This is a genomic window from Kosakonia oryzae (assembly GCF_001658025.2).
Taxonomy (GTDB): Bacteria; Pseudomonadota; Gammaproteobacteria; order Enterobacterales; family Enterobacteriaceae; genus Kosakonia; species Kosakonia oryzae.
This window is the reverse complement of sequence record NZ_CP014007.2, coordinates 4,906,705-4,931,633: the sequence shown is the minus strand read 5'-3', so window position 1 is coordinate 4,931,633 and position 24,929 is coordinate 4,906,705. Positions and strand designations below refer to the sequence as shown.

The window sequence follows — 24,929 nt, the reverse complement described above, 5'->3', positions numbered from 1 at the left end:
AATCGTTATATTTTAGTTACTATCCATAAGAAAAAAGGCACGTCGCGAGTGACGTGCCTTTTATGTATTTACGTGCTGAATTTATTGTTCACTTTCATCGGTATAACGTTTTGCTTTATAGGCCGGATGCATTAAGTTTTGCGCGGAAAATATATCATCCAGTTCCGCTTCGGTCAGCAGTCCGCGCTCCAAAACCACTTCCCGCACGCTTTTCCCCGTTTCGGCGCAAATCTTGCCGACGATATCGCCGTTGTGATGGCCGATAAACGGGTTGAGGTAGGTCACGATGCCGATAGAGTTATAAACATAACCTTCACACACTTCTTTGTTGGCCGTGATGCCGTTGACGCATTTTTCCAGCAGGTTGTAGCAGGCGTTGGTGAGAATATGGATCGACTCAAACATGGCCTGGCCAATTACCGGCTCCATCACGTTCAACTGCAACTGGCCCGCTTCGGAGGCCATGGTGACGGTGGTATCGTTGCCGATCACTTTAAAGCACACCTGATTCACCACTTCCGGCACTACCGGGTTGACTTTGGCTGGCATGATAGACGAACCCGCCTGCAACTCCGGCAGGTTGATCTCATTCAGCCCGGCGCGCGGCCCGGAGGAGAGCAGACGCAGGTCATTACAAATTTTGGAGAGTTTCACCGCCAGACGTTTCAGTGAACTGTGTACCATCACGTACGCGCCGCAGTCGGAGGTGGCTTCAATCAGATCTTCCGCCGGAACGACCGGCAGGTTACTCACTTCCGCCAGTTTCTGCACCGCCAGTTGCTGATAGCCGTCCGGCGTGTTGAGGCGAGTACCGATGGCGGTAGCGCCGAGGTTCACTTCCAGCAGCAGTTCTGCGGTGCGCAGCAGGTTTTTGGTCTCTTCATTCAGCAGCACATTGAAGGCGTGGAATTCCTGACCGAGGGTCATCGGTACCGCGTCCTGCAACTGGGTACGGCCCATTTTCAGGATATCCTTGAACTCCACGGCTTTGTTTTCAAAACCTTCACCGAGTTGTTTGATGGCATCAATCAACTTAACGATGGAGGCATAGACCGCGATGCGGAACCCGGTAGGGTAGGCATCGTTCGTGGACTGGCATTTGTTGACATGATCGTTCGGGTTGAGGAACTGGTAGTCGCCTTTCTGGTGGCCCATCAGTTCAAGCCCAATGTTGGCCAGCACTTCGTTGGTGTTCATGTTGACGGAAGTACCCGCGCCGCCCTGATAAACATCTACCGGGAATTGATCCATGCATTTGCCATTGTTCAGGACCTCATCACATGCGGCAACGATAGCGTTCGCGATATTTTTAGGAATGGTTTGCAGCTCTTTGTTCGCCAGGGCAGCCGCTTTTTTTACCATTACCATGCCACGGACAAATTCAGGGATGTCACTGATTTTGCTGTTGCTGATATAAAAGTTTTCAATCGCTCTCAGAGTATGCACGCCATAATAGGCATCCGCTGGCACTTCCCTGGTACCCAACAAATCTTCTTCGATACGAATGTTGTTTAACATGTGAACCTTCTTTTGCAAGCTACGAATGAATACACCAAACACACAGTATTTATGTGGATATGTGTCTTTTTCGACCGACGATTATGCCCTTAATCGGCCGGATACCCGAGATTATATGCTGGCTATGACCAAATGCCGTAATCTCGATCACTTATTATCCTTGTGAATGCATCATTATTAATAATATGTGAAATGTGTCACCGCTTCGTAACAGACAAAACTTTACATCGCGGCGGAAATTGAATTTTTTCGATCTGCCGCCATCTCAGGACTATGCGATTCGCAAACCCTTACTGACAGACGCCACAGGGCGTCTGTTTTTTTCACAGGAGAAGCCAGTGCGCTGGATACCGTTTATTGCTTTTTTCTTATACGTCTACATCGAGATATCGATCTTTATTCAGGTTGCCCATGTTTTTGGCGTCCTGATGACGCTCATTCTGGTGCTCTTTACCTCAGTGATAGGCATGTCGCTGGTGCGTAACCAGGGCTTTAAGAATTTCATGCTGATGCAGCAAAAAATGGCGGCGGGTGAAAGCCCGGCGGCGGAGATGATCAAAAGCGTATCGCTGATCATTTCCGGTCTGTTGCTGCTGCTGCCGGGGTTCTTTACCGATTTCCTCGGCCTGTTGCTGCTGTTGCCGCCGGTGCAAAAACACCTGACGCTGAAGCTGATGCCGCATCTGCGCTTTTCGCGGATGCCAGGCGGCGGTTTTTCGGCAGGAGGCGATGCGGGCCAGACCTTTGAAGGCGAATATCAGCGCAAAGACGATCAGCGTAATCGGCTGGATAATAAAGACGACCGCTAATGTTGATGCCCGGCACCGCCGGGCTTTTTTTTATGGCTGTATCGAGCGGATCGTGGTGGTGCGGCGCTTCGGCAGCAACAACCACAGCACGGCCAGCATGATCACCGCGTACAAACTCTTCCAGCCCGGGATTACCAGCAGTAACAGGCACAGCGCGCTGCCGACTATCGCCAGCGCTTTATAGCGCCCTTTCAGCAAGCGGCAACCTGCCAGCATGCACAGCAGGTAGATCATGATGAAAATGCCGTTGGCATAGATAATCAGCGTATCCAGATTAATGCTGAAAGCGTAGATGGCGATGGTGCACACCATGCAGCAGAACAGCACGGCGTTGAGCGCATTCACTGGCAACTGGCGTTTAGAGAGCTTTGCCAGCGCGCTCTCGGGTTTATATGCCGCCTGCGACCACACCAGCCGGGCGAAGCTCTGGATATAAATGTTCAGGCTGGCGAAGCAGGCCAGATAGCCAATAATGCAGGCTATCCACAACGCCTGTTTACCGAACAGTTCAACGACGATCGCCGGAAGCGATGCTGCTGCGCCAAGGGTGCGCCAGACATCAAAGTGCAGCACCACCACGGTACAGGCCCAGTAGACTGAACCCGCCAGCAGCAGGCCAATCATCAGCGCACGCGGGAAATCCCGCTCCGGGTTTTTGAATTCCGAAGCCAGATGGGCGAAAGCCTCCAGGCCGACAAAACACCAGAACATTACCGCCAGCGATGCCGACATGGCGGAAACCGACACTTGCGGCAGAGGCGGGAAAGGAATGTCGCGGAAAGTGATGCCGCCACGCCACCAGATAGCGACGATTAACGCCACAATCAGCCCGGCGATAAGCGACTGTAAATTGGCGCTGGAACCTGCGCCGCGCGTACCGATAAACCAGATCAGCGCCAGCGTGCCAAGTTCAGCCATCAGTAATAGCGGCCCTTGCCAGCCAAACATGCCTTGCCAGAAGCCCGCCGCAATATGCAGGGCTGCCGGCAGACCGACCGGGATCACCGAGAGAAACAGCCAGCCGGTAACCCGCTCAAGCCGTGGGCCGAACGCCAGACCGACAAAGTGGGCGACGCCGCCCGCGCTGGGGAAATGACGGCCAAGCGCCGCAAACACAATCGCTACCGGAAACACCAGTAAAATGAGCACTGGCCATGCCCACAGGCTGCTGTTGCCAGCGGCCAGCGCTGCCAGCGCGGGTACGGCGAATACGCCGGTGCCGAGTAAAGACGTTGATAACAATCCAATGCCCTGCGCCAGCCCCAGCTCCTGTTTTAATCCACTCATTGTCTTCGTCTGTCGAATGTCGGTTGCGCCGATGTTATCACAATCGGTTTTACTTATGGCTGCGCCAGCGCCTGCCAGCAAGGGTGGGAATCAGCCTGGTTTAGCGGGTGAGTCAGATTTCATAAATTTTTTTTGTTGTTCCCCCTTGAAGGGTGAAACAGCTAACCCCATCTCTCAGGTCACCAGCCGGAGAACCGTTTGCGGCCCGGCGCCATCCATAACTGATAAAGACTTTCTCAAAGGAGAGCTATCAATGAGTATTCGTCCGTTACATGATCGTGTGATCGTCAAACGTAAAGAAGTTGAATCCAAATCTGCTGGCGGCATCGTTCTGACCGGTTCTGCTGCAGGTAAATCAACTCGTGGCGAAATCATCGCTGTCGGTAAGGGCCGCATCCTGGAAAACGGTACTGTTCAACCACTGGACGTGAAAGTGGGCGATACCGTGATTTTCAACGAAGGTTACGGTGTGAAAACTGAAAAAATCGACAACGAAGAAGTGCTGATCATGTCCGAAAGTGACATCCTGGCAATTGTTGAAGCGTAACAACGCGCGCGAACCTGAACGAATTTAAGGAAAGAGAAAATGGCAGCTAAAGACGTAAAATTCGGTAACGACGCCCGTGTAAAAATGCTGCGCGGCGTAAACGTTCTGGCAGATGCAGTGAAAGTTACCCTCGGCCCGAAAGGCCGTAATGTGGTTCTGGATAAATCTTTCGGTGCACCGACCATCACCAAAGATGGTGTTTCCGTAGCACGTGAAATCGAACTGGAAGACAAGTTCGAAAACATGGGCGCGCAGATGGTGAAAGAAGTGGCCTCCAAAGCGAACGACGCTGCGGGCGACGGTACCACCACTGCAACCGTTCTGGCGCAGGCAATCATCACTGAAGGTCTGAAAGCCGTTGCTGCGGGCATGAACCCGATGGATCTGAAACGTGGTATCGATAAAGCTGTTGCTGCTGCGGTTGACGAGCTGAAAGCACTGTCCGTACCGTGCTCTGACTCTAAAGCTATCGCTCAGGTAGGTACTATCTCCGCAAACTCCGACGAAACCGTGGGTAAACTGATTGCGGAAGCGATGGATAAAGTGGGTAAAGAAGGCGTGATCACCGTTGAAGACGGTACTGGCCTGCAGGACGAACTGGACGTGGTTGAAGGTATGCAGTTCGACCGCGGTTACCTGTCTCCTTACTTCATCAACAAGCCGGAAACTGGTGCCGTAGAACTGGAAAGCCCGTTCATCCTGCTGGCTGATAAAAAAGTCTCCAACATCCGCGAAATGCTGCCGGTTCTGGAAGCCGTTGCGAAAGCAGGCAAACCGCTGGTAATCATCGCTGAAGACGTTGAAGGCGAAGCGCTGGCAACGCTGGTGGTTAACACCATGCGCGGCATCGTGAAAGTTGCTGCAGTTAAAGCGCCGGGCTTCGGCGATCGTCGTAAAGCTATGCTGCAGGACATTGCAACCCTGACCGGTGGTACCGTGATTTCTGAAGAAATCGGTATGGAACTGGAAAAAGCGACCCTGGAAGATCTGGGTCAGGCTAAACGCGTTGTGATCAACAAAGACACCACTACCATCATCGATGGCGTGGGTGAAGAAGCTGCAATTCAGGGTCGCGTAACCCAGATTCGTCAGCAGATCGAAGAAGCGACTTCCGATTACGACCGTGAAAAACTGCAGGAACGCGTAGCTAAACTGGCTGGCGGCGTTGCCGTTATCAAAGTTGGCGCAGCAACTGAAGTTGAAATGAAAGAGAAAAAAGCACGCGTTGAAGATGCGCTGCACGCGACCCGTGCTGCCGTTGAAGAAGGCGTGGTTGCTGGTGGCGGCGTTGCGCTCATCCGTGTAGCAAGCAAAATTGCCGATCTGAAAGGCCAGAACGAAGACCAGAACGTCGGTATCAAAGTTGCGCTGCGCGCAATGGAAGCACCGCTGCGTCAGATCGTGCTGAACTGCGGTGAAGAACCGTCTGTAGTGGCGAACACCGTTAAAGCTGGCGACGGCAACTACGGTTACAACGCTGCGACCGAAGAGTACGGCAACATGATCGACATGGGTATCCTGGATCCGACCAAAGTGACCCGTTCTGCTCTGCAGTATGCGGCGTCCGTTGCTGGCCTGATGATCACTACCGAATGCATGGTAACCGACCTGCCGAAAAGCGATGCGCCTGATTTAGGTGCGGCTGGCGGTATGGGCGGCATGGGCGGTATGGGCGGCATGATGTAATTGCTGCCTGACGCGCGAGCAGGGCGACCTGTCGCGGGTTCAACGAAAAAGAGCGGGCATTGCCCGCTCTTTTTTTTGCTTTCTGCTTTGCTCATGAATGTGCATGAAACTATACCAGTAACACTAACTCTGCAGGCGTCTGCACGTTCTGGTGCCAGCTCGCGCCAGGCTGAAGACCTGTGGAAAAATTGCAAATACCTGTGCGGCTCTGCCAGACGCCAGCAAATAGCATGAAAAGCACTATCAGTAGCAACAATAACCCTAACTTTTTACAGTTTCTGCATATTAGCGGTGCGTCTGCCCTTACCCCACTATTGGCGAATTCTTTATTAGCAACAATATGTATATCCGTACTCAGTAAAAATCCTGTCTTAGGAATGGTTTTAATAACTTGAACTCCTAAGCCAAAATTAGATAACATTCTACGTAACAGCGAAATATATTGATTTAGCGTATTGTTTGACGAATGCTGGCCATATTTACCCCAAACTGCTTTCAAAATATCATTGCGCGTTAAGATTTTTCCTTGATTCTCAATTAAAAACGTCAACAACCTACTGCTGGCGCGAGTCAGCGTTAAATGGCTTTTTTCGCTTTCAACTTCGTTATTCCAGATAGTGCCATCGGCAGGCCTGAAATGGATTTTGTGATTAATGATAAATATCATAGTCATACCTTGCATGGCGATGCTTATTATGGTTTTAGTTATCCTGCATTAATGAGTTAATTAAGGGTTGTTGTTACCACAAGATATTATAGCGCTCGTGATCTTCTTTTAATGAATGTCTCATTTGCGATTCCGTTCAACGAATTTTTTTGGATGTTACCATACTGTCTATATAATATATATTGTCAATGGTTTTGGTGGTTATTTACCCAGGCGGAGGAGTTAATCAGATTATTATGAGCTCCAGGGTTTTAACGTGTTACGGTTTGCAGATTCAGACGATACGCTTGATATTCTTTTCTTCGTTACCCGGCATATTATTTCATTGCCAATTATCGGTTGGTATATAATCGCTTAACACGTTGTATTCAGCCCCGGGTACTGTTTGAGTCGATGAGAGCTGACGGTGAAAAAACAGGCAGAACGCCGTACGCGAAACCTACACCTCAATCAGCGCGGCTGCGTTGAAGCGCAGCCAGCCTCTCAGAACGTTGTTCCCTCTCCAGCCTAATCGTTGCAATACGCTTTCCTGGCACTATTTTCCGCGATTTGTGCGGCTTATGCTGAGGATGTTTTTCTTTTAGTCATCTTTTTAGTATAAGGTTTACACACGGGCGGCATGCGTCCAGCTCATTGATTATGGGGAATAACATGTACGTAAAACGTTTGGCTGGGATTATGGGCGGCGTGCTGCTGTTAGCGGGTTGCAGCAGCAGCAACAGTGAACTAAGCACTGCAGGGCAAGGTGTGCGCTTTGTGGAAGATAAACCGGGCGCGCAGTGCCAGTATCTTGGTACCGCCACTGGCTCGCAGAGCAACTGGCTCGCTGGCCAGCATGGCGAAGAGGGCGGCTCAATGCGCGCTGCGGCGAATGCGCTGCGCAACCAGGCGGCTGCAATGGGTGGCAACGTTCTTTATAACGTTTCCAGCCCGACACAGGGTTTCTTATCCAGTTTTGTCCCGACCGCCAGCGAAATGAACGCGCAGGTCTATAAATGCCCTAACTAAGTTGTTGCTGCGGGCTCCCGCTCATGCTGGCGGGAGTTCGTTAATCGCTTCACTCCTTTATTTATTCCTCTTCTCCTGATTCTTTTTTCATAACTTTTGTTATTTCACCCACCTTGAATATTAAGTTTTCTTAAGGTTAAACACTATTTCGTGTTTCTTTGCTGAGAAGATACCGCGATCACTAAAGTATGCGGTTTTATTGTCGATATAGTTGGCTGGACGTAAAAATAAAAGGATTTTAAAACGGGGTGCTTTTGATGGGTTTGATGGGGGTCGGAAAGTCGATGAATATTACAAAAAAGTTGTTGCTTGCATTTTCGTTATTAATCTTAAGCTTAATTGGAACAAACCTTATCGCTGTTTTTTCGCTATCAAAAATTAGTAACGCGCAAGATTATTTCCAGGCAAATATTTTGCCGAGCCTCGACACCATGAACAAAGAGATGCTGAAGGTCACCAACATCCGTAGCCAGCTTTATCTACACGGCCTGACGCAAGACGCTGATGGTATGAATGAAGTCCAACAAAAAGCGTTAAAAATGTATGATGAATTATACGCCATGCATCAACATTACCTGAAGGAACTTATTTCCGATCAACATGATCTTGATTTGTCGAATAAAACGTTAGGTGATTTAGAAAAATTCCGTGCGGTAATGGATCAATATTTTAAAATATCAAATGCTAACGATCGTGATGGCGTGGTTAAAGCCATGCATTCTGGAGGACTGGTTGCGAGTAATATTACTCAATTAGTCAATGATTTTGACGAGCAAATTGCCTATAACACCTCGTTGGTGGCTGCGGCCAACAGTAATAATAGTGCGTTGATTTCTCGCGCGATGACGTTATCTCTGATTGCCACACTGGCGGCGACGATTATTCTGGGACTGTTTGGTTTATTCACCGTGTTAAATATCAAACGTCGTCTGAATGCGATGAAAGACGGGATGGTCAGCATCAGCGAAAAACTGGATCTCAGCCATTCATTACCAACGGGGCGTCTGGACGAGATTGGCCGGGCCGTTGGGGCATTCAATCTGCTGATTGAACGGGTCGCGGAATCACTGAGCATGGTGCGCAGCGCCTCTGGCTCGGTGAATACCGCCGCCAATGAGATTGCGCTCGGCAACAATGAACTCTCTGCACGTACCGAGCAGCAATCGGCCGCCGTGGTGGAAACGGCGGCGAGCATGGAAGAGCTGAGTTCAACGGTGAAACAGAACGCGCAGAACGCGCATCAGGCCAGCCAGTTAGCTACGACAGCGGCAGATACGGCGGTAAAAGGCGGCACCGTTGTTGGCGTGGCGGTGAACCGCATGAAGGATATTATCGAAAGCTCGAAGCGCATTTCCGAAATCACCTCTGTGATTAATGGCATTGCGTTTCAGACCAACATTCTGGCGCTTAACGCAGCCGTTGAAGCAGCCAGAGCGGGCGAGCAGGGGCGCGGTTTTGCGGTGGTAGCAGGAGAAGTGCGAAACCTGGCGCAGCGCAGTGCCCAGGCGGCCAAAGAGATTGAAGCCCTGATCCATGAGTCGGTTAACTATGTCGAAGAAGGTTCCCGGCAGGTCGATCTGGCGGGGGAAACGATGAGCGGCATTGTACATTCCGTGCAGCAGGTTAAAGATTTAATGCAGGAGATCGCCGCCGCGTCCGATGAGCAAAACCGTGGCATCTCGCAGATTGCCCAGGCGATGTCGGAAATGGATACCACCACGCAGCAGAACGCCGCCCTGGTACAGGAGTCTTCTGCCGCCGCCGGTAGCCTGGAAGAGCAAGCCAGCAAACTGCAACAGCTGGTTGATGTGTTCCGCTTGCCAGGACAGCAACTGGAGAAAGTGAAAAAGTCGGTTGGGAAAATGCATCAACCAAAACAAGCTGTTGCTACTACGGGACAGGATGGTTGGGAGACGTTTTAAACGGCAATTTTCAAACGGCAATGACGAGCCTGCATAGGCTCGTCATTATTTACGGCTTAGCTCTGGCGTAATTGCAGATCCAGCGGCGTCTTACTGGGTTCGCCGCCAATCTCGCGGGCAAGTTTCGGCACCATATAGCCGGAAACCAGCGTCAGAAGCTCGCGCATAATCAAACGTGCTTCGTCATCGCTCACCATAAAGTGCGCTGCTCCCTGAACTTTATCCAGCACATGCAGATAGTAGGGCATCACCCCCGCATCAAATAACGCATTACTCAACTCCGCCAGCGTTTGCGCATTATTATTCACGCCACGTAGCAGCACGCTTTGATTCAGTAAAGTGACGCCCGCCTGCCGCAGTGCGGCCATCGCCGTGCGGAACTCATCGCCGATCTCCTGGGCGTGGTTAATATGATTGACCAGCAAAATTTGCAGAGATGAACGGGCGAAACGCGCGACCAGCGTATCAGTGATGCGCGCCGGGATCACAATCGGCAGGCGGCTGTGAATACGCAGGCGTTTAATGTGCGGAATGGCTTCCAGCTGTTCCAGCAGCCAGTCCAGCTCATGATCTTTCGCCATCAGCGGATCGCCGCCGGAAAAGATGATTTCATCCAGCTCCGGATGCGCTGCAATATAGTCCAGCGCGCCTTGCCAGTTACGCTTGTTGCCCTGATTTTCCGCGTAGGGGAAGTGGCGACGGAAGCAGTAGCGGCAGTTCACGGCGCAGCCGCCTTTCACCAGCAGCAGGGCGCGATTACGGTATTTATGCAGTAATCCAGGCACCACGCTACTCTGCTCTTCCAGCGGATCGGTGGTGAAACCCGGCGCGGCGATAAATTCCTGCGGTGCGGTGATCACCTGGCGCAATAGCGGATCATTGGGATTGCCAGGCTGCATGCGCGCGGCGAAGGATCGCGGTACGCGTAGAGGAAACAGGCGTTTTGCCTCACGGCCTGCGGTTAAATTTTCATCCGTGTCTATCTTTAAAAGACGTAACAGTTCGTCCGGATCGGTTATTACATCGGCAAGTTGCATTAACCAATCTTCTCTGGACGGGGTATTTAGGGTTACAATATGCGCCATTTTGTGGCTAAGCTACCAGTTAACAATTTTCAGAGGGCCTTATGGCGACTTACTATAGCAACGATTTTCGTGCTGGTCTTAAAATCATGTTGGACGGCGAACCTTACGCGGTTGAAGCCAGCGAATTCGTTAAACCAGGTAAAGGCCAGGCATTTGCGCGCGTTAAGCTGCGTCGCCTGCTGACCGGTACTCGCGTAGAAAAAACTTTCAAATCTACTGACTCTGCCGAAGGCGCAGACGTTGTCGATATGAACCTGACTTACCTGTACAACGACGGTGAGTTCTGGCACTTCATGAACAACGAAACTTTCGAACAGCTTTCCGCTGACGCCAAAGCGATTGGCGACAACGCAAAATGGCTGCTGGACCAGGCTGAATGCATCGTGACCCTGTGGAACGGCCAGCCTATCTCCGTCACTCCGCCGAACTTTGTTGAGCTGGAAATCGTTGAAACCGATCCAGGTCTGAAAGGCGACACCGCAGGTACCGGCGGCAAACCGGCTACCCTGAGCACTGGCGCAGTGGTTAAAGTTCCGCTGTTCGTGCAGATCGGTGAAGTTATCAAAGTGGATACCCGCTCCGGCGAATACGTATCTCGCGTGAAGTAATGTCCGCGGCTTCGGCGTAGCATCATGCTACGCCGTTGAACATAACAGGGCAGGAATGATGAAACGCCTTACCAAAATCCTTTCACTTATGCTTATCAGCAGCGCTTTGCTGTCGGGCTGCAATACTGCGCGCGGCATGGGCGAAGATATTCAAAGCCTGGGCCACGCGATTTCTCACGCGGTCAGCTAAAAACTTCACATCTTCTTAAAAATCTTCCCGTTCCGGTCTCATTGCGGAATTTTGTCTATGCTTAAGTGGCTATACACGAATAATATTGGTCACAAAAGGAAGATATTATGGTTAAGAAGACAATTGCTGCGATCTTTTCTGTATTGGTCCTTTCATCCGTTCTGACAGCGTGTAACACCACGCGTGGCGTCGGTCAGGATATCTCTGAAGGCGGCAGCGCAATTTCCGGCGCAGCAAGCAAAGCGCAGCAGTAATCCTTGCCGGTACGGCATACGCCGTACCGCTAATTTGAATTTTCCGGCAGTGAAAGGAACGGCGTAAACCGATTTCCCATCCCGAGTTTCATGCGAATATTACGCTTGTAGGTATAAACGGTTTTGCCGTTAATACTGAGCCTGGCAGCGATGCTTTGGTTACTTTTCCCTTCCATCCATAGCGTGAGCACTTTTTCTTCCTGTTTAGTCAGTAATGGCGTCGCCATTTGTGGAATTGAACGCGTCGGGCGCGCCAGCACAATGTCATCAATGACCTGCGCCAGTTTCTCCAGCGGTTCTGTTTTTTGCAGCGTTGCGCAAATTTTAAATTGCGCATAGAACCCGGAAAGTTGCGCATCGGTACCCGATTCCAGCAGCAGTACCTGGTTTGCGTCGCTGCAGACGGAAAATAGCGAAGCAAGCTGTTGAATATGATGGATTTCATTTTTGAAACCATGAAGGTCGGCAATCACCAGATCGGGCTGCCACTGCACAATATGTTCTTTCGCCAGCATTAAATTATGCAACCCGGTGACGAGGAACGAGGCGGGGAACAAATCGGGTTGATTGAGCCAGGACTCCACCCCAACGCGGGTGAAGTAACAACGGTCAATCACGAGAATCTTGAACATATTTTTCTTCGCAGTCAGAGGGTGGCGCACAACTTCCTGTATTCAGGAAAGTGATTCATCATAGGGGGTACATAAGGTGGGTAAATGCTGGAATTCCGCAGCGAACAGTGGCTATTTCTTGCTTTAACTTGCGGAATGTAAACAGGCACAATCAAGTTGAAATTTTAAACTGTAGCGGGCAGAATTTGCCTCTCTTCACATCTCTGGCGGGACGACCTGTCAGTTGCGTTTTTTTCGGGGACGGCCCCGCATCGGAGCCAATTATGTCCTGGTTAATTCTTCTTATCGCCGGTCTTCTTGAAGTGGTTTGGGCTGTCGGCCTGAAATACACCCACGGCTTTACGCGTCTTGCCCCCAGTATCATCACCGTTACAGCGATGATCGCCAGTATTGTGCTGCTGTCATGGGCAATGAAAACCCTGCCGGTCGGTACCGCTTATGCTATCTGGACCGGGATCGGCGCGGTGGGCGCTGCGGTTGCAGGGATTGTGTTGCTTGGCGAATCTGCAAGCCTGGCGCGTATTCTCAGCCTGTGTCTGATTGTCGCCGGAATCATTGGCTTAAAGCTCAGCACACATTAGTAAGACTGATTAATCCAGAGTAGTTTTTCCACAGCAAAACCTTGCCGGCTGGCGATATCCAGCATCTGCTGTTTGACCTCTGCCGGTAGGGTTGGTGTGCGCGACAGCAGCCATAAATAGTCGCGATCCGGCCCGCAAACCAGCGCGTAGCGGTATTCATCGTCAAGGGTAATGATGTTGTAACCGCCATAGAAAGGACCGAAGAAAGAGACCTTCAGCGCGGCGATATTCGGATTGCCGGTGAAATAGGCCACGCCGGTGGACTGTTGCCACATGTCGCGTTGCGGATTATAGCCGCGGTTTATCACTGTCAGGCCGCCGTCGTTGCGCAAACTGTAGGTGGCGGTGACTTTCTCCAGACCGCTCTCGAAGCGGTGGTCCAGACGGGCGATTTCGTACCATCTTCCGAGATAACGCTGGGTATTGAAGTTTTGCACAACGGTGACGCCATCAGGCGGGGTGGGGGAACTACAGGCGGAGAGCAGTAACGCAGCGGTAACCGTGACGATCATCAGCAGCATGCGCATGGGATTTTTCCTTCCAGATCTTTTCTTTAGGGTATAGACGCTGGCAGGAAATTTGCTCTCCCGCTTGCGCAGGAGAGCGACTGGTATCAAATAAAAATGACGCCGATCAGTGTGACCACGGTCAGAATCGCTGCGAGACCGTAGAACACCCATTTACCGTTCGGTACGTGAATTTTCAAATCATGCATCATATGGTGAATACGGTGCAGACCGCACCACACCGGCAGGACAATCATCAAAAACAGGAACACGCGTCCAACGAAGCTTTGCGCAAACGCCAGTACGCGCTCATAACCCAGCGCTTCACCAGGGTAGAAGCTCAGCGGCAGCAGAATGCCGACCAGCAGCACGATGACCGGCGCGACAATGGCGCTCCACATACCGCCTGCGCCGAACAAGCCCCAGAATACGGGTTCGTCAGAACGTTTTGGATTCGGGTTAATCACGTTGGCCTCCTTACCAGAAAAGAGCCACAAACAGCACCACCACAGTGACTACCGCAGTCACCACCCAAAGCCCTTTCACTACCGGCTCTGGCCCCATTTTTTCGCCTTTGACGATGATAAGCTGCGCTTTCGGCGCCAGATCAAACCAGGTTTTGGTGTGCAGCAGCGCGGCGGCGAGCGTCACCAGATTGAGGATCACCACAATCGGGTTTTGCAGAAAATGCACGAAACCTTGCCAGCTTTCCGGCCCATGTTTTAGCGCAAACAGACCAAAGATCAGTTCGATACTGAACCAGACCGCAGGTACCGCCGTTCCTTCACGCAGCATGTAGAAGCGATAAAACGGCAGAGTTTTCCACCAGCTTGACGGCATGGGACGAACCCAGGCTTTACGTTTAGTCGTCATAATGCACTCCTTAGCGTGGTTTCAGGGTGGCGATAAGAAAGTCTTTCGAGCTTTCCACCTTGCCCTGCTGAATGGCCGCAGCCGGATCGACATGTTTCGGACACACTTCCGAACAGTAGCCGACAAACGTACAGCTCCACACGCCGTTCTGGCTGTTGAGTTGCCCCATGCGCTCTTTTTTGCCGTGATCGCGGCTATCAAGGTTATAGCGATGCGCCAGCGTAATTGCCGCCGGGCCGATAAACTCAGGATTCAGGCCAAACTGCGGGCAGGCAGCGTAGCACAGGCCGCAGTTAATGCAGCCGGAGAACTGATGGTACTTCGCCATCTGCGCCGGGGTTTGCTTGCCTGGCCCCTGATCCGGCGTGCGCGTATTGCCGATAATGTAAGGCTTAATCGCTTCGAGACTTTCGATAAAGTGGGTCATATCGACCACCAGATCGCGCTCAACCGGGAAGTTTGCCAGCGCCTCGACTTTCAGGCCTTTCTCGTAATCGCGCAGAAAGGTTTTACACGCCAGTTTCGGGACCTTGTTGACCATCATGCCGCAGGAGCCGCAAATCGCCATACGGCACGACCAGCGGTAGCTCAGGTCCGGCGCAAGGTTATCTTTGATATAGTTCAGCGCGTCGAGCAGAGAAGTGGCTTCATCGTAAGGTACGTCATAGAAGGCACTGTGAGGTGCATCGTCCACTTCCGGGTTGTAACGCACCACCTCCACTTTCAGATTCTTCATCTCAGACATTGTTCGTCTCCTTCTTCTCAGGCGATTCAGCTTCTGCACCGTATACGCGTTTCGCCGGTGGCAGCGTAGTGATCTTCACGTCGCTGTATTCCAGTCGGGTTGCGCCGTCGGCATCGCGGAAAGCCAGTGTGTGCTTGAGGAAGTTGACGTCATCGCGCTCAGTACATCCCTCATCCAGGCGCTGATGCGCCCCGCGGGATTCTTTACGCGCCAGCGCCGAGTGCGCCATACATTCGGCCACGTTCAGTCCGTGTCCCAGTTCGATGGTGTAGAGCACATCGGTGTTGAAGACGCTGGAAGTATCGGTAATGCGCACGCGTTTAAAACGCTCTTGCAGCTCGGCCAGCTTATCCACGGTTTTTTGCATTAATTCCGGCGTGCGGTAGATCCCGCAGCCTTCTTCCATGGATTCGCCCATTTCGTCGCGGATTTTCGCCCAGCTTTCGTTGCCGTCCTGATTGACCAGCGCTTTCAGACGCTGCTCGACATCTGCTGCCTGTGCGTTTAACGCAGCATCATTGGCCTGGCTCGCAGAGGCCGAACGTGCAATGGCGCGTTCACCGGCCAGGCGGCCAAACACCACCAGTTCCGCCAGCGAGTTAGAGCCGAGACGGTTGGCACCATGCAGGCCGACCGACGAGCATTCGCCCACTGCAAACAGCCCGGTGATGCGGGATTCGCAGTTTTGATCGGTTTCGATACCGCCCATGGTGTAGTGGGCCGTCGGGCGTACCGGAATCGGTTCTTTGATCGGATCGACGCCGACATAGGCTTTCGCCAGTTCGCAGATAAACGGCAGGCGCTCGCTGATTTTTTTCGCGCCAAGATGACGCAGGTCGAGGTAGACCACATCACCGCGCGGTGTCGAAATGGTGTTGCCTTTACGCCACTCATGCCAGAACGCTTGCGACACTTTGTCGCGCGGGCCGAGTTCCATATATTTGTTCTTCGGCTCGCCCAGTGGCGTTTCCGGCCCCATACCGTAATCCTGCAAATAACGGTAACCGTTTTTGTTCACCAGAATGCCGCCTTCGCCGCGACAACCTTCTGTCATCAGAATGCCGGAACCCGGCAGGCCGGTTGGATGGTACTGCACGAACTCCATGTCGCGCAGCGGAACACCGTGCGCCAGCGCCATGCCCATGCCGTCGCCGGTGACAATGCCGCCGTTGGTGTTGTAGCGGTAAACGCGGCCAGCGCCGCCCGTTGCCATCACTACGGCATTAGCGCGAATCTGTACCAGCGTGCCTTCCATCATATTCATGGCGACCAGCCCGCGGGCATGGTTGTCATCCACAAGGATATCCAGCACGAAATGTTCGTCGAAGCGTTGGATTTGTGGGAACTGAAGGGAGGTTTGAAACAGGGTATGCAGCATATGGAAGCCGGTTTTATCGGCGGCGAACCAGGTACGTTCGATTTTCATCCCACCGAAGCGCCGCACGTTGACCGAACCATCCGGGCGACGGCTCCACGGACAGCCCCACTGTTCAAGTTGGGTCATTTCTGTCGGGCAATGATGCACAAAATAGTCAACGACATCCTGTTCGCAAAGCCAGTCACCGCCAGCAACGGTATCGTGGAAATGGTATTCGAAGCTGTCATGATCCTGGGCGACGGCGGCAGAACCGCCTTCTGCGGCAACCGTGTGGCTGCGCATCGGATAAACTTTTGAAATCAATGCGATTTTGGCTTTCGGGTTGGCTTGCGCCGCCGCGATGGCGGTGCGTAATCCCGCTCCGCCTGCGCCTATCACAGCGATATCGGCTTGAAAGGTTTGCACGACATTCCTCCAGATTATTGTTGTTCCGCAACGATAAGCCAGACCGCTTAAGGCAGTTGCGAATATGTTCCACTGCTCCTTTTTGGGTAAGCAGCAGTATAACCGCAGAGATTCAAGGGAAATTTGATGCGTTCGATTTTTTTGCTGTTCTTTAAGGCAATGCATCATTCATATTGATAAATATCATCCTTGATTACTTCCTCTTTATTTATAGACGAGATAAATGAAATTTTTTTGCACAAAATTTGTCTCTGCGGATCGATGCGGGTAGACTTCGTGCCCTTGTCTGAATTTGGAGAACGTACCATGAGCGAAACGGCCACCTGGCAGCCGAGCGCATCCATCCCCAATTTATTAAAACGCGCGGCAATCATGGCGGAAATTCGGCGTTTTTTCGCCGATCGCGGCGTACTTGAGGTGGAGACGCCCTGCATGAGCCAGGCAACGGTAACGGACGTTCATCTGTTCCCATTTGAAACCCGTTTTGTTGGCCCCGGCCATTCTCAGGGCATCAATCTCTACCTGATGACCAGCCCGGAATACCATATGAAGCGTCTGCTGGCGGCGGGATGTGGCCCGGTATTCCAGTTGTGCAGAAGCTTCCGTAATGAAGAGATGGGCCGTCATCACAATCCTGAATTCACCATGCTTGAGTGGTATCGTCCGCACTACGACATGTACCGCCTGATGAACGAGGTGGACGATTTACTGCAACAGGTGCTGGAGTGCCCGGCAGCGGAATCGCTCTCTTATCAGCAGGCGTTCCAGCGTTATCTGGAAGTGGATCCGCTCTCTGCTGATAAAACGCAACTGCGCGAAGTGGCGGCAAAACTCGATCTGAGCAATATTGCGGAGACAGAAGAAGACCGCGATACGCTGCTACAACTGCTGTTTGCCATGGGCGTTGAGCCGCATATCGGCAAAGACCGACCGACTTTCGTGTATCACTTCCCGGCAAGCCAGGCCGCTCTGGCGCAGATCAGCACCGAAGATCACCGCGTGGCGGAGCGTTTTGAGGTTTATTTCAAAGGGATTGAGCTGGCGAATGGTTTCCACGAGCTGACTGACGCCCGCGAGCAGCAGCAGCGTTTTGAGCAGGATAACCGCAAGCGCGCGGCGCGCGGTCTGCCGCAGCAGCCGGTGGACAATAATTTGCTGGAAGCACTGAAAGCTGGGCTGCCGGATTGTTCTGGCGTGGCGCTGGGCGTTGATCGTCTGGTAATGCTGGCATTACAAGCGGAAAGCCTGGCTGAGGTTATTGCGTTTACCGTTGACCGGGCGTAATGAGCCGATGCGGTAACATGAAGAAAGGCGCCTGAGGCGCCTTTTTTGTTACGTTACAAACTTCCGGCCGGGCGGTTGCCTTTACCTGCAGAAGTCAGCGTTCGCGCCGTGCGTTTCCCGTCGAGGCTCTCCAGCCGCATCTGGAATGGCGGGAACGGCAAATCGATACCGTGTTCGCGGAAGCCCGCCAGAATTAACTGGTGGATTTCGTGGCGCAGCGGCATACGATGCCCCATCTCAGCGGCATAGATGCGCAGTTCAAACAGTTGAATGCCCTGTTGCAGATCGACCAGGAATACTTCCGGCGCCGGATTATCAATCACAAAAGAGCAGCGTTCGGCGGCGGTATAGAGGATCTGCGTCACCTCTTCACTGTTGGCGTCTGCGGGCGCAGGCACGGTTAAAACTACACGCGTGACGGAATCGGAGAGCGACCAGTTAATAAACTGCTCGGTAATAAACGCCTTGTTCGGCACGATGATCTCTTTACGATCCCAGTCGCTGATGGTGGTGGCGCGGGTGTTGATTTTCGTCACGCTGCCCGTCAGATCGCGGATCGTTACGGTATCGCCAATGCGGATCGGCTTCTCAAACAGAATGATCAGGCCAGAGATGAAGTTGGCGAAAATCTCCTGTAAGCCAAAGCCGAGACCGACACCCAACGCGGCGACCAGCCATTGCAGCTTGGCCCATTCGATGCCGATCATTGAGAAGCCGACCAGCCCACCGAACAGCATCAGCAAATATTTAGTGATAGTGGTAATGGCATAACCGGTGCCGGGCGACAGATCCAGATGTTGCAGCAGCGCCAGTTCCAGCAATGCCGGAAGGTTGCGCACCAGTTGCGTGGTGATGATAAACACGAGAATGGCGATCAGCACCGCGCCGAGCGTAATTGGCTCCAGGCTTTCCACTCCCTGCACCGTCGAAGTGACATCCCACAGCGGGATATTTTCCAGAAAACCAAAAGCGGAATGGATCTCCGACCACAGCACGATGACAGACAGCAGCGCAATCAACATCAAAATCGACCGCACCAGCCGCAGCGACTGGACGCTGATCGCATCCAGATCGACTTCCGGCTCATCGACATCGGCAGCACCTTCGGTGCTGGCGTGATGCGGCACTTCTTCCTCGCCCCGCGCACGCTGAGCGAGGATTTCCGCGCGGCGGTGGCGTGCGCGTTCAAACGCCAGGCGACGGCGCTGAATCAGCATCCAGCGGCGGATAATGTGGTAGACCACCAACAGGGCGAACCAGATGGCGACGGAGGTTTCCAGACGCGCGAGCAGCGCCTGCGCTGTGGCCAGATAGCCGACCGCGGCGGCGAGGATCGCCGTCAGCGGCGCGCAGAGCAGCAAATTCCACAACAGATGATTTGGCAAGTTATCGGCGCTGCCGCTTTTGTCCACATAGAGCGGGATCCCGGCGCGTTTCAGGCTCAGCGTCACCAGCGCCAGCGCGCCGCAGATGAGGATAAAGCACAGCCGCCCCAGCGAGCCGGAGAATTCTCGATCGTTGAGGTTATCGAACATAATCAGCGCCATGATCAGCGGTACGATAAAGCCAATGCTCATCAGGTAGTAACGCATGCCGCGCGCAACGCGATTGCGCGGCCAGCCAAAGTGGGCGACAAACAGGCCGGTTGGGCGGGCGAAGGTCGCGCAAATCATCACCACCCACAGCAGCGGCACGGTCGCCGTAACGCCATCGCCGATGGCGACCGCCAGCGGCCAGGGCCAGGCTTCCTGCAAACCGTAACCGAGCGTAGCCCACAGCACCGGAAGCGGTGATGCGACGAGGATCGACCAGAAAACGGTGCGCATGGTCAGCCAGAAGTGATCCTGCGTGACCTTGCCAACGCGGGCGCTTGAGCGCTCCAGAAAGCGGGTAAAGTGCCGACGTGAATAGATGCTGAAACCCACCAGCGCTAAGGCGCCAAACAGCGGGAACAGCGTCTCTTTGCTGGTCAGCATCATAATACTGGCTTTGCCAAGCTGGCTGAGGGTATCCAGCGACAATAAACGGCGCAGATCCTGCACAATCTCAATTGGCCATGTAAAGGTCAGCGGGCTGACATCCGCCGTCCAGAACAGATAGCGGTGCGTCGCTTCATTCACCTCTTTCAGCGCATCTTCGAGCTGGCTATTGGCCACTTTCAGCTTGGTGAGCTCGAGGATCAGCGTATCGCCGCCCTGAAGCAAAGAATTCAGCAGTTCGCGCTGCGTACGCAACTGGGCTTCCAGAATGCGGTTCTGCTCGGCGGTAAGCGCTTTGCCGTCAGCCTGGCGGATCTGTCGCAGTTGCGGCTGCTTATTCAGCAAATCCTCATAGCGCATCCGATGGACGCGCAGTTGTGCCATCTCGGTATCCAGTTGCTGCGGTTTTGGCATTTCCGGCAGGCGGGCAACCTGCGCGCGTAGCGCTTCACCCAGCATATTCGAGGCACCGAGCCACTGGGACTGCTCACGCAGCGTATTAAGGGCCTGACGAACCTGTAAAGTTTGCCCGGAGGCCTGCCGCTGCTGGGATGCAACCAGATCCATACGCTGCGCCTGTTGATTCAGCGCCTGCGAGAGTTCGCGGTTGATGCGGAACTGCTCGACGATACCGGCGGGCAAATTGGCGCTATTTTCTGCCAGCAGCTCAGTGCTCTCCAGCGCCTGTTCGGCTTCGCGCTGGCGCTGACTGTTGAGCTGGTTACGCAAGGCCTGTAGATATGCATCCAACTGCTGGCTCTGTTTCTGCGCCAGTTCGGAGCGCATCCGCGCCAGTTCCTGACGGTTATTGGCGGAAAGTTGCGCCAGATCCAACTCATCAACCAGCGCTTTCAGCTTCGCGGATTCTGCCTGCGCACCGAAGTTTTGTGCCTGTGCCAACGGTGTGTTGGTGTTTTGCGTGCCAAGTCGGCGCTCCACTTCGGTGACCTGACGGCGCGCCTCGGTCTGCTGTTGCGGGAGCTGGCTCAGGGAATCGCTGATCTCTCTGGCGCGTTCCTGCTCCTGCTGGGCAAGGCGGGTTTTTTCCAGCAGCTGGCTGCTGACTTGCAGGATCTCCTGATTCAGCGCGTCGCTGCTCATCCCTTCGGGAACCGATTTGGGTTCCTCGCGTAGGTTATCCAACTGCGCGCGCAGAGTGCGGGAAATCTTGGGGAAATTATCAATAACTTGTTGATATTGCTGGGCACGCTCGAGTGAACCTTTGCGTTCCTCAAGGGCGTTGAGCGCGGCCTGGAGCACCTCGATCGTTTCTGCCTGCTCCGGCGTGCTTTTCGCCGCCTTAACCTGCTCCAGTTCCTGGGTGATTTGTCTGGCATCGGGAGCCGTTGCTGCAACGGCCCCCTGGCTGAGGCACCAGGCCATCAGAAAAACGATAATCAGGCGCACATCAGTCTCCGTGGTGCGGGGGGTTAGCCCTGGTCTTTTTGGTCGTCAACCAGCGGGCTGGCATCGTGTTCTGCCTGGATTTCCGCTTCCGGCAGTGGTGCCGGTTCGGCATCTACCGGCGCGAAGGGCTCGGTAGAAACGGCCAGCGGCTGGCCGATTTTGGTTACCGACAGGCTTTGCAATTGCTCTGCCAGCGCCACTTTGCCCGGCGCAAACAGGTTGATGACGGTCGAGCCGAGTTTGAAGCGGCCCATCTCCTGGCCTTTCAGCAGCGCAACCGCGCCTTCGCTGTCGCCCGCAGGCCATGTCCAGCGTTTGATAATGCCTTCGCGCGGCGGCGTGATGGTGCCTGCCCACACGGTTTCGATACTGCCGACAATGGTCGCGCCGACAAGAATTTGCGCCATCGGGCCGAACTCGGTATCAAACAGGCAGATCACGCGTTCGTTACGGGCAAAGAGATTAGGGACATTTTGCGCCGTCAGATGGTTAACGGAGAAGAGATCGCCTGGCACGTAAATCATTTCGCGCAGGATGCCATTACACGGCATATGAACACGGTGATAATCGCGTGGAGAGAGATAGGTGGTGACAAAGCTGCCGTTGCGGAACAGGTCTGCCATCAGATAGTTGCCCGCCAGCAGCGCTTCCAGGCTGTAGTTATGACCTTTGGCCTGCAGAATTTTGTCATTCTCAATGGCGCCGAGCTGGCTGATAACACCGTCTGCGGGCATCACCAGCACGTTCGGATCGGTATCAAGCGGGCGCACGTCGTCGCGCAGCGGGCGCACAAAGAAATCGTTAAAGGTACGGTAGCTGGCGGTGTCCGGCTTCTGCGCCTCTTTCATATCGACCTTGTAGTATTTTACGAACAGATCGATAACCAGTTTGGTCAGCCAGCCTGCACGTTTGCTTGCGCCCCAGCCCGCCAGGCGAGTGAGCCACAGTTTAGGCAGAATGTATTGAAGCGAAAGTTTAAATGAGTTTAACAAGGTAGCCTCCAGGCCATTGTTTTTGTCGTTCCTGACCCGACGCCGGAGCGCCTGAGTCTTTGAAAAAGGGGACGATTTTAGCGACGCTTAGCTTAATTGTCAGTCGTCCGATTCAGAAAAGCTTTTACGCGTTTTTACTTGCGCCATGCTTTCAAGAATACGGTGATAATTGTCGAAGCGGCTTTCTGCAATCTCGCCATTTTCTACCGCCTCGCGGATGGCGCAACCGGGATCGGTATCGTGTTTGCAGTCGCGGTATTTACAGTGACCGATATAGTCATGGAATTCGACAAACCCGTTAGTGATTTGTTCCGGTTCGAGATGCCAGAGGCCAAACTCACGAACGCCCGGAGAATCAATCACATCGCCGCCGTGCGGGAAGTGGTAGAGACGCGCTGCGGTAGTGGTGTGCTGCCCCAGGCCGGAAACATCAGAAACGTCGTTAGTAAGTATTTGCTCTTCCTGGAAACCGAGCAGCGCATTGAGCAGGCTTGATTTCCCGACGCCGGACTGCCCGGCAAAGATGCTTACACGGTCGGTTAGCGCTTCAACGAGCGGTGCCAGGCCATCTTGCGTGTGGCTGGAGACCATCAGCACCTGGTAGCCAATATTGCGGTAGATATCCATCTGCTCATTGACGAATGCCATTCCTTCGTCATCCAGCAGATCGATTTTGTTCAGGACGATCAGCGGAGCAACCTGCAACGCTTCGCAGGCTACCAGATAACGATCGATAATATTGAGTGACAGTTCCGGCAGGATCGCGGAGACCACTACGATTTGATCGATGTTGGCGGCGATGGGTTTTACGCCATCATAAAAATCAGGGCGCGTCAGCACCGAGGTGCGTTCGTGCACCGCTTCAACGATGCCCTTGACGGTGACGCCTTCTGCGGCTTCTTTACCTGGACGCCAGACAACGCGGTCGCCGGTGACCAGCGAGCGAATAGTGCGGCGAATGTTACAGCGATGCACCTTGCCGTCGGCAGATTCCACATCGGCGTGCATGCCAAAGCGGCTGATCACCACCCCTTCGGACGCTTCGCCGAACAGGTTGTCATCGTAGTCAGCTTTCTCCGCAGACGTTTTCAGTCGGCGCTGGTGGTTCGCTTTTACGCGGCGCTGCTGTCCTTTGGAGAGTTTATTTTTACTCAATCGTGCTGGCTCCTGGTCGCCCTGGATGGGCAAAACCTCTATGATACACGCAATTTTAGATGAATATAGTTACGTGATAAGGGTGGAAAATAGCATGAGCGCAAATGAAAACAACCTCATTTGGATCGATCTGGAGATGACGGGGTTAGATCCCGAGCGCGATCGCATTATTGAGATCGCCACGCTGGTAACCGATGCGAATCTGAACATCCTGGCGGAAGGGCCGGTGATTGCGGTACATCAATCCGACGCGCAGTTGGCGTTAATGGATGAGTGGAACGTGCGTACTCATACCGGTAGCGGTCTGGTTGATCGCGTTAAGGCCAGCCAGCTCGACGATCGTGCTGCGGAACTGGCGACTATCGAATTCCTTAAAGAGTGGGTGCCGGCGGGCAAATCCCCCATTTGTGGCAATAGCATTGGCCAGGATCGCCGCTTTCTGTTTAAGTACATGCCCGAGCTGGAAGCGTATTTCCACTACCGTTATCTGGATGTCAGCACGCTGAAAGAGCTGGCGCGTCGCTGGAAGCCGGAAGTCCTGGAAGGCCTGAAAAAAAAGAATACCCACCAGGCGCTGGATGATATTCGTGAGTCGGTGGCTGAACTGGCGTACTATCGCGAGCATTTTATTAAGCTTTAAGACAATGAAGGCGCGGGGCCGATTTTTTTTCAGTTGCCCCGCAAGCCAGTGCTGGCGCGGGTTTGCTGGAAAAATGCGCACTTTGTTGATTAAAGCAGCACTTGAACAAAAAAAGCGAAAATTTGCTGTCGGGGGCTTGCAGCAGGAATGATTTCTCGTATAATGCGCCTCCCGTGAAGACACAGAAATGTGCAACACGGCATCACGAAATTTTAGCGGAAATTGTTCGCAATTAGCTGAAAAATCGATGATAAGCGGGAATAGCTCAGTTGGTAGAGCACGACCTTGCCAAGGTCGGGGTCGCGAGTTCGAGTCTCGTTTCCCGCTCCAAAATTTGAAATGCACCATCCAGATTTACTGGTTTCGGCATTGAAGCTGAATCCGGATAAATATGCGGGAATAGCTCAGTTGGTAGAGCACGACCTTGCCAAGGTCGGGGTCGCGAGTTCGAGTCTCGTTTCCCGCTCCAAATTTGAAATGCCGAAAGGCACGCACCATCCAGATTTACTGGTCACGGCAAGCAAGCCTGTCCAGATAAGTATGCGGGAATAGCTCAGTTGGTAGAGCACGACCTTGCCAAGGTCGGGGTCGCGAGTTCGAGTCTCGTTTCCCGCTCCAAATCTTCATCTATAAAAAATTATCCACAGCGGGATTCCTCGTTGGGGGCGTTTTTTTATTGTCCTGTCAAATTATTGTGAACAGAGTTATCCACAGGCATAACTTTCATTCGCAACATTATCATTGCTTCGCCAGGTGAACGATCTCGTTTCA

Annotated in this window: 24 protein-coding genes and 3 tRNA genes; 14 read left to right on the top strand and 13 right to left on the bottom strand. The window is 53.2% G+C overall.

Features of this window, described 5'->3' with window-relative positions:
* Positions 1–81 precede the first annotated feature (81 nt).
* On the bottom strand, positions 82–1,518 hold the full coding sequence (gene aspA, locus AWR26_RS23400; protein ID WP_007372704.1) for an aspartate ammonia-lyase: 1,437 nt from the start codon (positions 1,516–1,518) through the stop codon (positions 82–84).
* A gap of 338 nt (positions 1,519–1,856) precedes the next feature.
* Here aspA and AWR26_RS23395 point away from each other — a divergent pair, with 338 nt between their 5' ends.
* Positions 1,857–2,327 carry an FxsA family protein gene (locus AWR26_RS23395; RefSeq protein ID WP_035886948.1) on the top strand — a complete coding sequence of 157 codons (471 nt, stop codon included), beginning with the start codon at positions 1,857–1,859 and terminating at the stop codon, positions 2,325–2,327.
* Positions 2,328–2,357: 30 nt separating this feature from the next.
* Here AWR26_RS23395 and yjeH read toward each other — a convergent pair whose 3' ends face one another.
* Positions 2,358–3,614 (bottom strand): L-methionine/branched-chain amino acid transporter, encoded by a 1,257-nt coding sequence (yjeH, locus tag AWR26_RS23390; RefSeq protein WP_064568722.1) that lies wholly within the window; start codon positions 3,612–3,614, stop codon positions 2,358–2,360.
* Between the two features lie 253 nt (positions 3,615–3,867).
* Between yjeH and AWR26_RS23385 the strand changes: the two genes are divergently transcribed.
* Together AWR26_RS23385 and groL are read left to right on the top strand one after the other, a co-directional pair.
* Entirely contained in the window at positions 3,868–4,161 is a 294-nt protein-coding gene (locus AWR26_RS23385) for a co-chaperone GroES (RefSeq protein WP_064568721.1), read from the top strand.
* Positions 4,162–4,200: 39 nt separating this feature from the next.
* Positions 4,201–5,847, top strand: a complete 1,647-nt coding sequence (groL, locus tag AWR26_RS23380; protein ID WP_064568720.1) for a chaperonin GroEL — start codon at positions 4,201–4,203, stop codon at positions 5,845–5,847.
* Positions 5,848–5,956: 109 nt separating this feature from the next.
* Here the strand turns inward: groL and AWR26_RS23375 are convergent, their stop codons facing one another.
* Complete coding sequence (locus AWR26_RS23375; protein ID WP_167351159.1) at positions 5,957–6,514, bottom strand: winged helix-turn-helix domain-containing protein; 558 nt, start codon at positions 6,512–6,514, stop codon at positions 5,957–5,959.
* A gap of 651 nt (positions 6,515–7,165) precedes the next feature.
* Here AWR26_RS23375 and AWR26_RS23370 point away from each other — a divergent pair.
* Together AWR26_RS23370 and AWR26_RS23365 are read left to right on the top strand one after the other, a co-directional pair.
* Entirely contained in the window at positions 7,166–7,522 is a 357-nt protein-coding gene (locus AWR26_RS23370) for a DUF4156 domain-containing protein (protein WP_064568718.1), read from the top strand.
* A 413-nt stretch (positions 7,523–7,935) separates the two neighbouring features.
* Positions 7,936–9,444, top strand: coding sequence for a methyl-accepting chemotaxis protein (locus AWR26_RS23365; RefSeq protein ID WP_407658736.1), 1,509 nt, complete (start codon positions 7,936–7,938; stop codon positions 9,442–9,444).
* A 56-nt stretch (positions 9,445–9,500) separates the two neighbouring features.
* On the opposite strand, the gene epmB is transcribed toward AWR26_RS23365, so the two are convergent.
* A complete protein-coding gene (gene epmB / locus AWR26_RS23360; RefSeq protein WP_064568717.1) occupies positions 9,501–10,529 on the bottom strand; it encodes an EF-P beta-lysylation protein EpmB in 1,029 nt (342 codons plus the stop codon).
* Between the two features lie 41 nt (positions 10,530–10,570).
* Between epmB and efp the strand changes: the two genes are divergently transcribed.
* From efp to ecnB, 3 genes are all read left to right on the top strand, one after another.
* On the top strand, positions 10,571–11,137 hold the full coding sequence (gene efp / locus AWR26_RS23355) for an elongation factor P (protein WP_007372714.1): 567 nt from the start codon (positions 10,571–10,573) through the stop codon (positions 11,135–11,137).
* Between the two features lie 58 nt (positions 11,138–11,195).
* The gene (locus AWR26_RS23350; protein WP_064568716.1) at positions 11,196–11,327 is read left to right on the top strand and encodes an entericidin A/B family lipoprotein; all 132 of its coding nucleotides are present in this window, start codon (positions 11,196–11,198) and stop codon (positions 11,325–11,327) included.
* Positions 11,328–11,434: 107 nt separating this feature from the next.
* Positions 11,435–11,581 carry a lipoprotein toxin entericidin B gene (ecnB, locus tag AWR26_RS23345; protein WP_014168289.1) on the top strand — a complete coding sequence of 49 codons (147 nt, stop codon included), beginning with the start codon at positions 11,435–11,437 and terminating at the stop codon, positions 11,579–11,581.
* 29 nt (positions 11,582–11,610) lie between these two features.
* Here the strand turns inward: ecnB and AWR26_RS23340 are convergent, their stop codons facing one another.
* Positions 11,611–12,213, bottom strand: coding sequence for a helix-turn-helix transcriptional regulator (locus tag AWR26_RS23340; protein WP_064568715.1), 603 nt, complete (start codon positions 12,211–12,213; stop codon positions 11,611–11,613).
* A gap of 263 nt (positions 12,214–12,476) precedes the next feature.
* Here AWR26_RS23340 and sugE point away from each other — a divergent pair, with 263 nt between their 5' ends.
* Positions 12,477–12,794, top strand: a complete 318-nt coding sequence (sugE, locus tag AWR26_RS23335) for a quaternary ammonium compound efflux SMR transporter SugE (protein WP_043955485.1) — start codon at positions 12,477–12,479, stop codon at positions 12,792–12,794.
* Here the strand turns inward: sugE and AWR26_RS23330 are convergent.
* From AWR26_RS23330 to frdA, 5 genes are all read right to left on the bottom strand, one after another.
* Positions 12,791–13,321, bottom strand: coding sequence for a lipocalin family protein (locus AWR26_RS23330; RefSeq protein WP_064568714.1), 531 nt, complete (start codon positions 13,319–13,321; stop codon positions 12,791–12,793). The genes sugE and AWR26_RS23330 overlap by 4 nt on opposite strands.
* An 86-nt stretch (positions 13,322–13,407) precedes the next feature.
* Positions 13,408–13,767, bottom strand: a complete 360-nt coding sequence (frdD, locus tag AWR26_RS23325) for a fumarate reductase subunit FrdD (protein WP_064568713.1) — start codon at positions 13,765–13,767, stop codon at positions 13,408–13,410.
* Positions 13,768–13,777: 10 nt separating this feature from the next.
* Complete coding sequence (gene frdC, locus AWR26_RS23320) at positions 13,778–14,173, bottom strand: fumarate reductase subunit FrdC (RefSeq protein ID WP_043955479.1); 396 nt, start codon at positions 14,171–14,173, stop codon at positions 13,778–13,780.
* A gap of 10 nt (positions 14,174–14,183) precedes the next feature.
* Positions 14,184–14,918 carry a succinate dehydrogenase/fumarate reductase iron-sulfur subunit gene (locus tag AWR26_RS23315; protein WP_007372723.1) on the bottom strand — a complete coding sequence of 245 codons (735 nt, stop codon included), beginning with the start codon at positions 14,916–14,918 and terminating at the stop codon, positions 14,184–14,186.
* Complete coding sequence (gene frdA, locus AWR26_RS23310; RefSeq protein ID WP_064568712.1) at positions 14,911–16,701, bottom strand: fumarate reductase (quinol) flavoprotein subunit; 1,791 nt, start codon at positions 16,699–16,701, stop codon at positions 14,911–14,913. The genes AWR26_RS23315 and frdA overlap by 8 nt, the downstream gene beginning before the upstream one ends.
* A 306-nt stretch (positions 16,702–17,007) precedes the next feature.
* Between frdA and epmA the strand changes: the two genes are divergently transcribed.
* A complete protein-coding gene (gene epmA / locus AWR26_RS23305) occupies positions 17,008–17,985 on the top strand; it encodes an elongation factor P--(R)-beta-lysine ligase (protein WP_064568711.1) in 978 nt (325 codons plus the stop codon).
* Positions 17,986–18,038: 53 nt separating this feature from the next.
* Here epmA and mscM read toward each other — a convergent pair whose 3' ends face one another.
* The 3 genes from mscM to rsgA all read right to left on the bottom strand — a co-directional run bounded on the left by mscM (position 18,039) and on the right by rsgA (position 23,518).
* Positions 18,039–21,371 (bottom strand): miniconductance mechanosensitive channel MscM, encoded by a 3,333-nt coding sequence (gene mscM, locus AWR26_RS23300; RefSeq protein WP_064568710.1) that lies wholly within the window; start codon positions 21,369–21,371, stop codon positions 18,039–18,041.
* Positions 21,372–21,394: 23 nt separating this feature from the next.
* On the bottom strand, positions 21,395–22,363 hold the full coding sequence (asd, locus tag AWR26_RS23295) for an archaetidylserine decarboxylase (RefSeq protein ID WP_064568709.1): 969 nt from the start codon (positions 22,361–22,363) through the stop codon (positions 21,395–21,397).
* Positions 22,364–22,462: 99 nt separating this feature from the next.
* Complete coding sequence (gene rsgA / locus AWR26_RS23290; protein ID WP_064568708.1) at positions 22,463–23,518, bottom strand: small ribosomal subunit biogenesis GTPase RsgA; 1,056 nt, start codon at positions 23,516–23,518, stop codon at positions 22,463–22,465.
* 94 nt (positions 23,519–23,612) lie between these two features.
* Here rsgA and orn point away from each other — a divergent pair, with 94 nt between their 5' ends.
* The 4 genes from orn (at position 23,613) to AWR26_RS23270 (ending at position 24,776) form a co-directional block, all read left to right on the top strand.
* The gene (gene orn / locus AWR26_RS23285) at positions 23,613–24,158 is read left to right on the top strand and encodes an oligoribonuclease (RefSeq protein WP_064568707.1); all 546 of its coding nucleotides are present in this window, start codon (positions 23,613–23,615) and stop codon (positions 24,156–24,158) included.
* 254 nt (positions 24,159–24,412) lie between these two features.
* Positions 24,413–24,488, top strand: a tRNA-Gly gene (locus AWR26_RS23280).
* A gap of 63 nt (positions 24,489–24,551) precedes the next feature.
* A tRNA-Gly gene (locus AWR26_RS23275) sits at positions 24,552–24,627 on the top strand.
* Between the two features lie 73 nt (positions 24,628–24,700).
* A tRNA-Gly gene (locus AWR26_RS23270) sits at positions 24,701–24,776 on the top strand.
* The last annotated feature ends 153 nt before the right edge of the window (positions 24,777–24,929 follow it).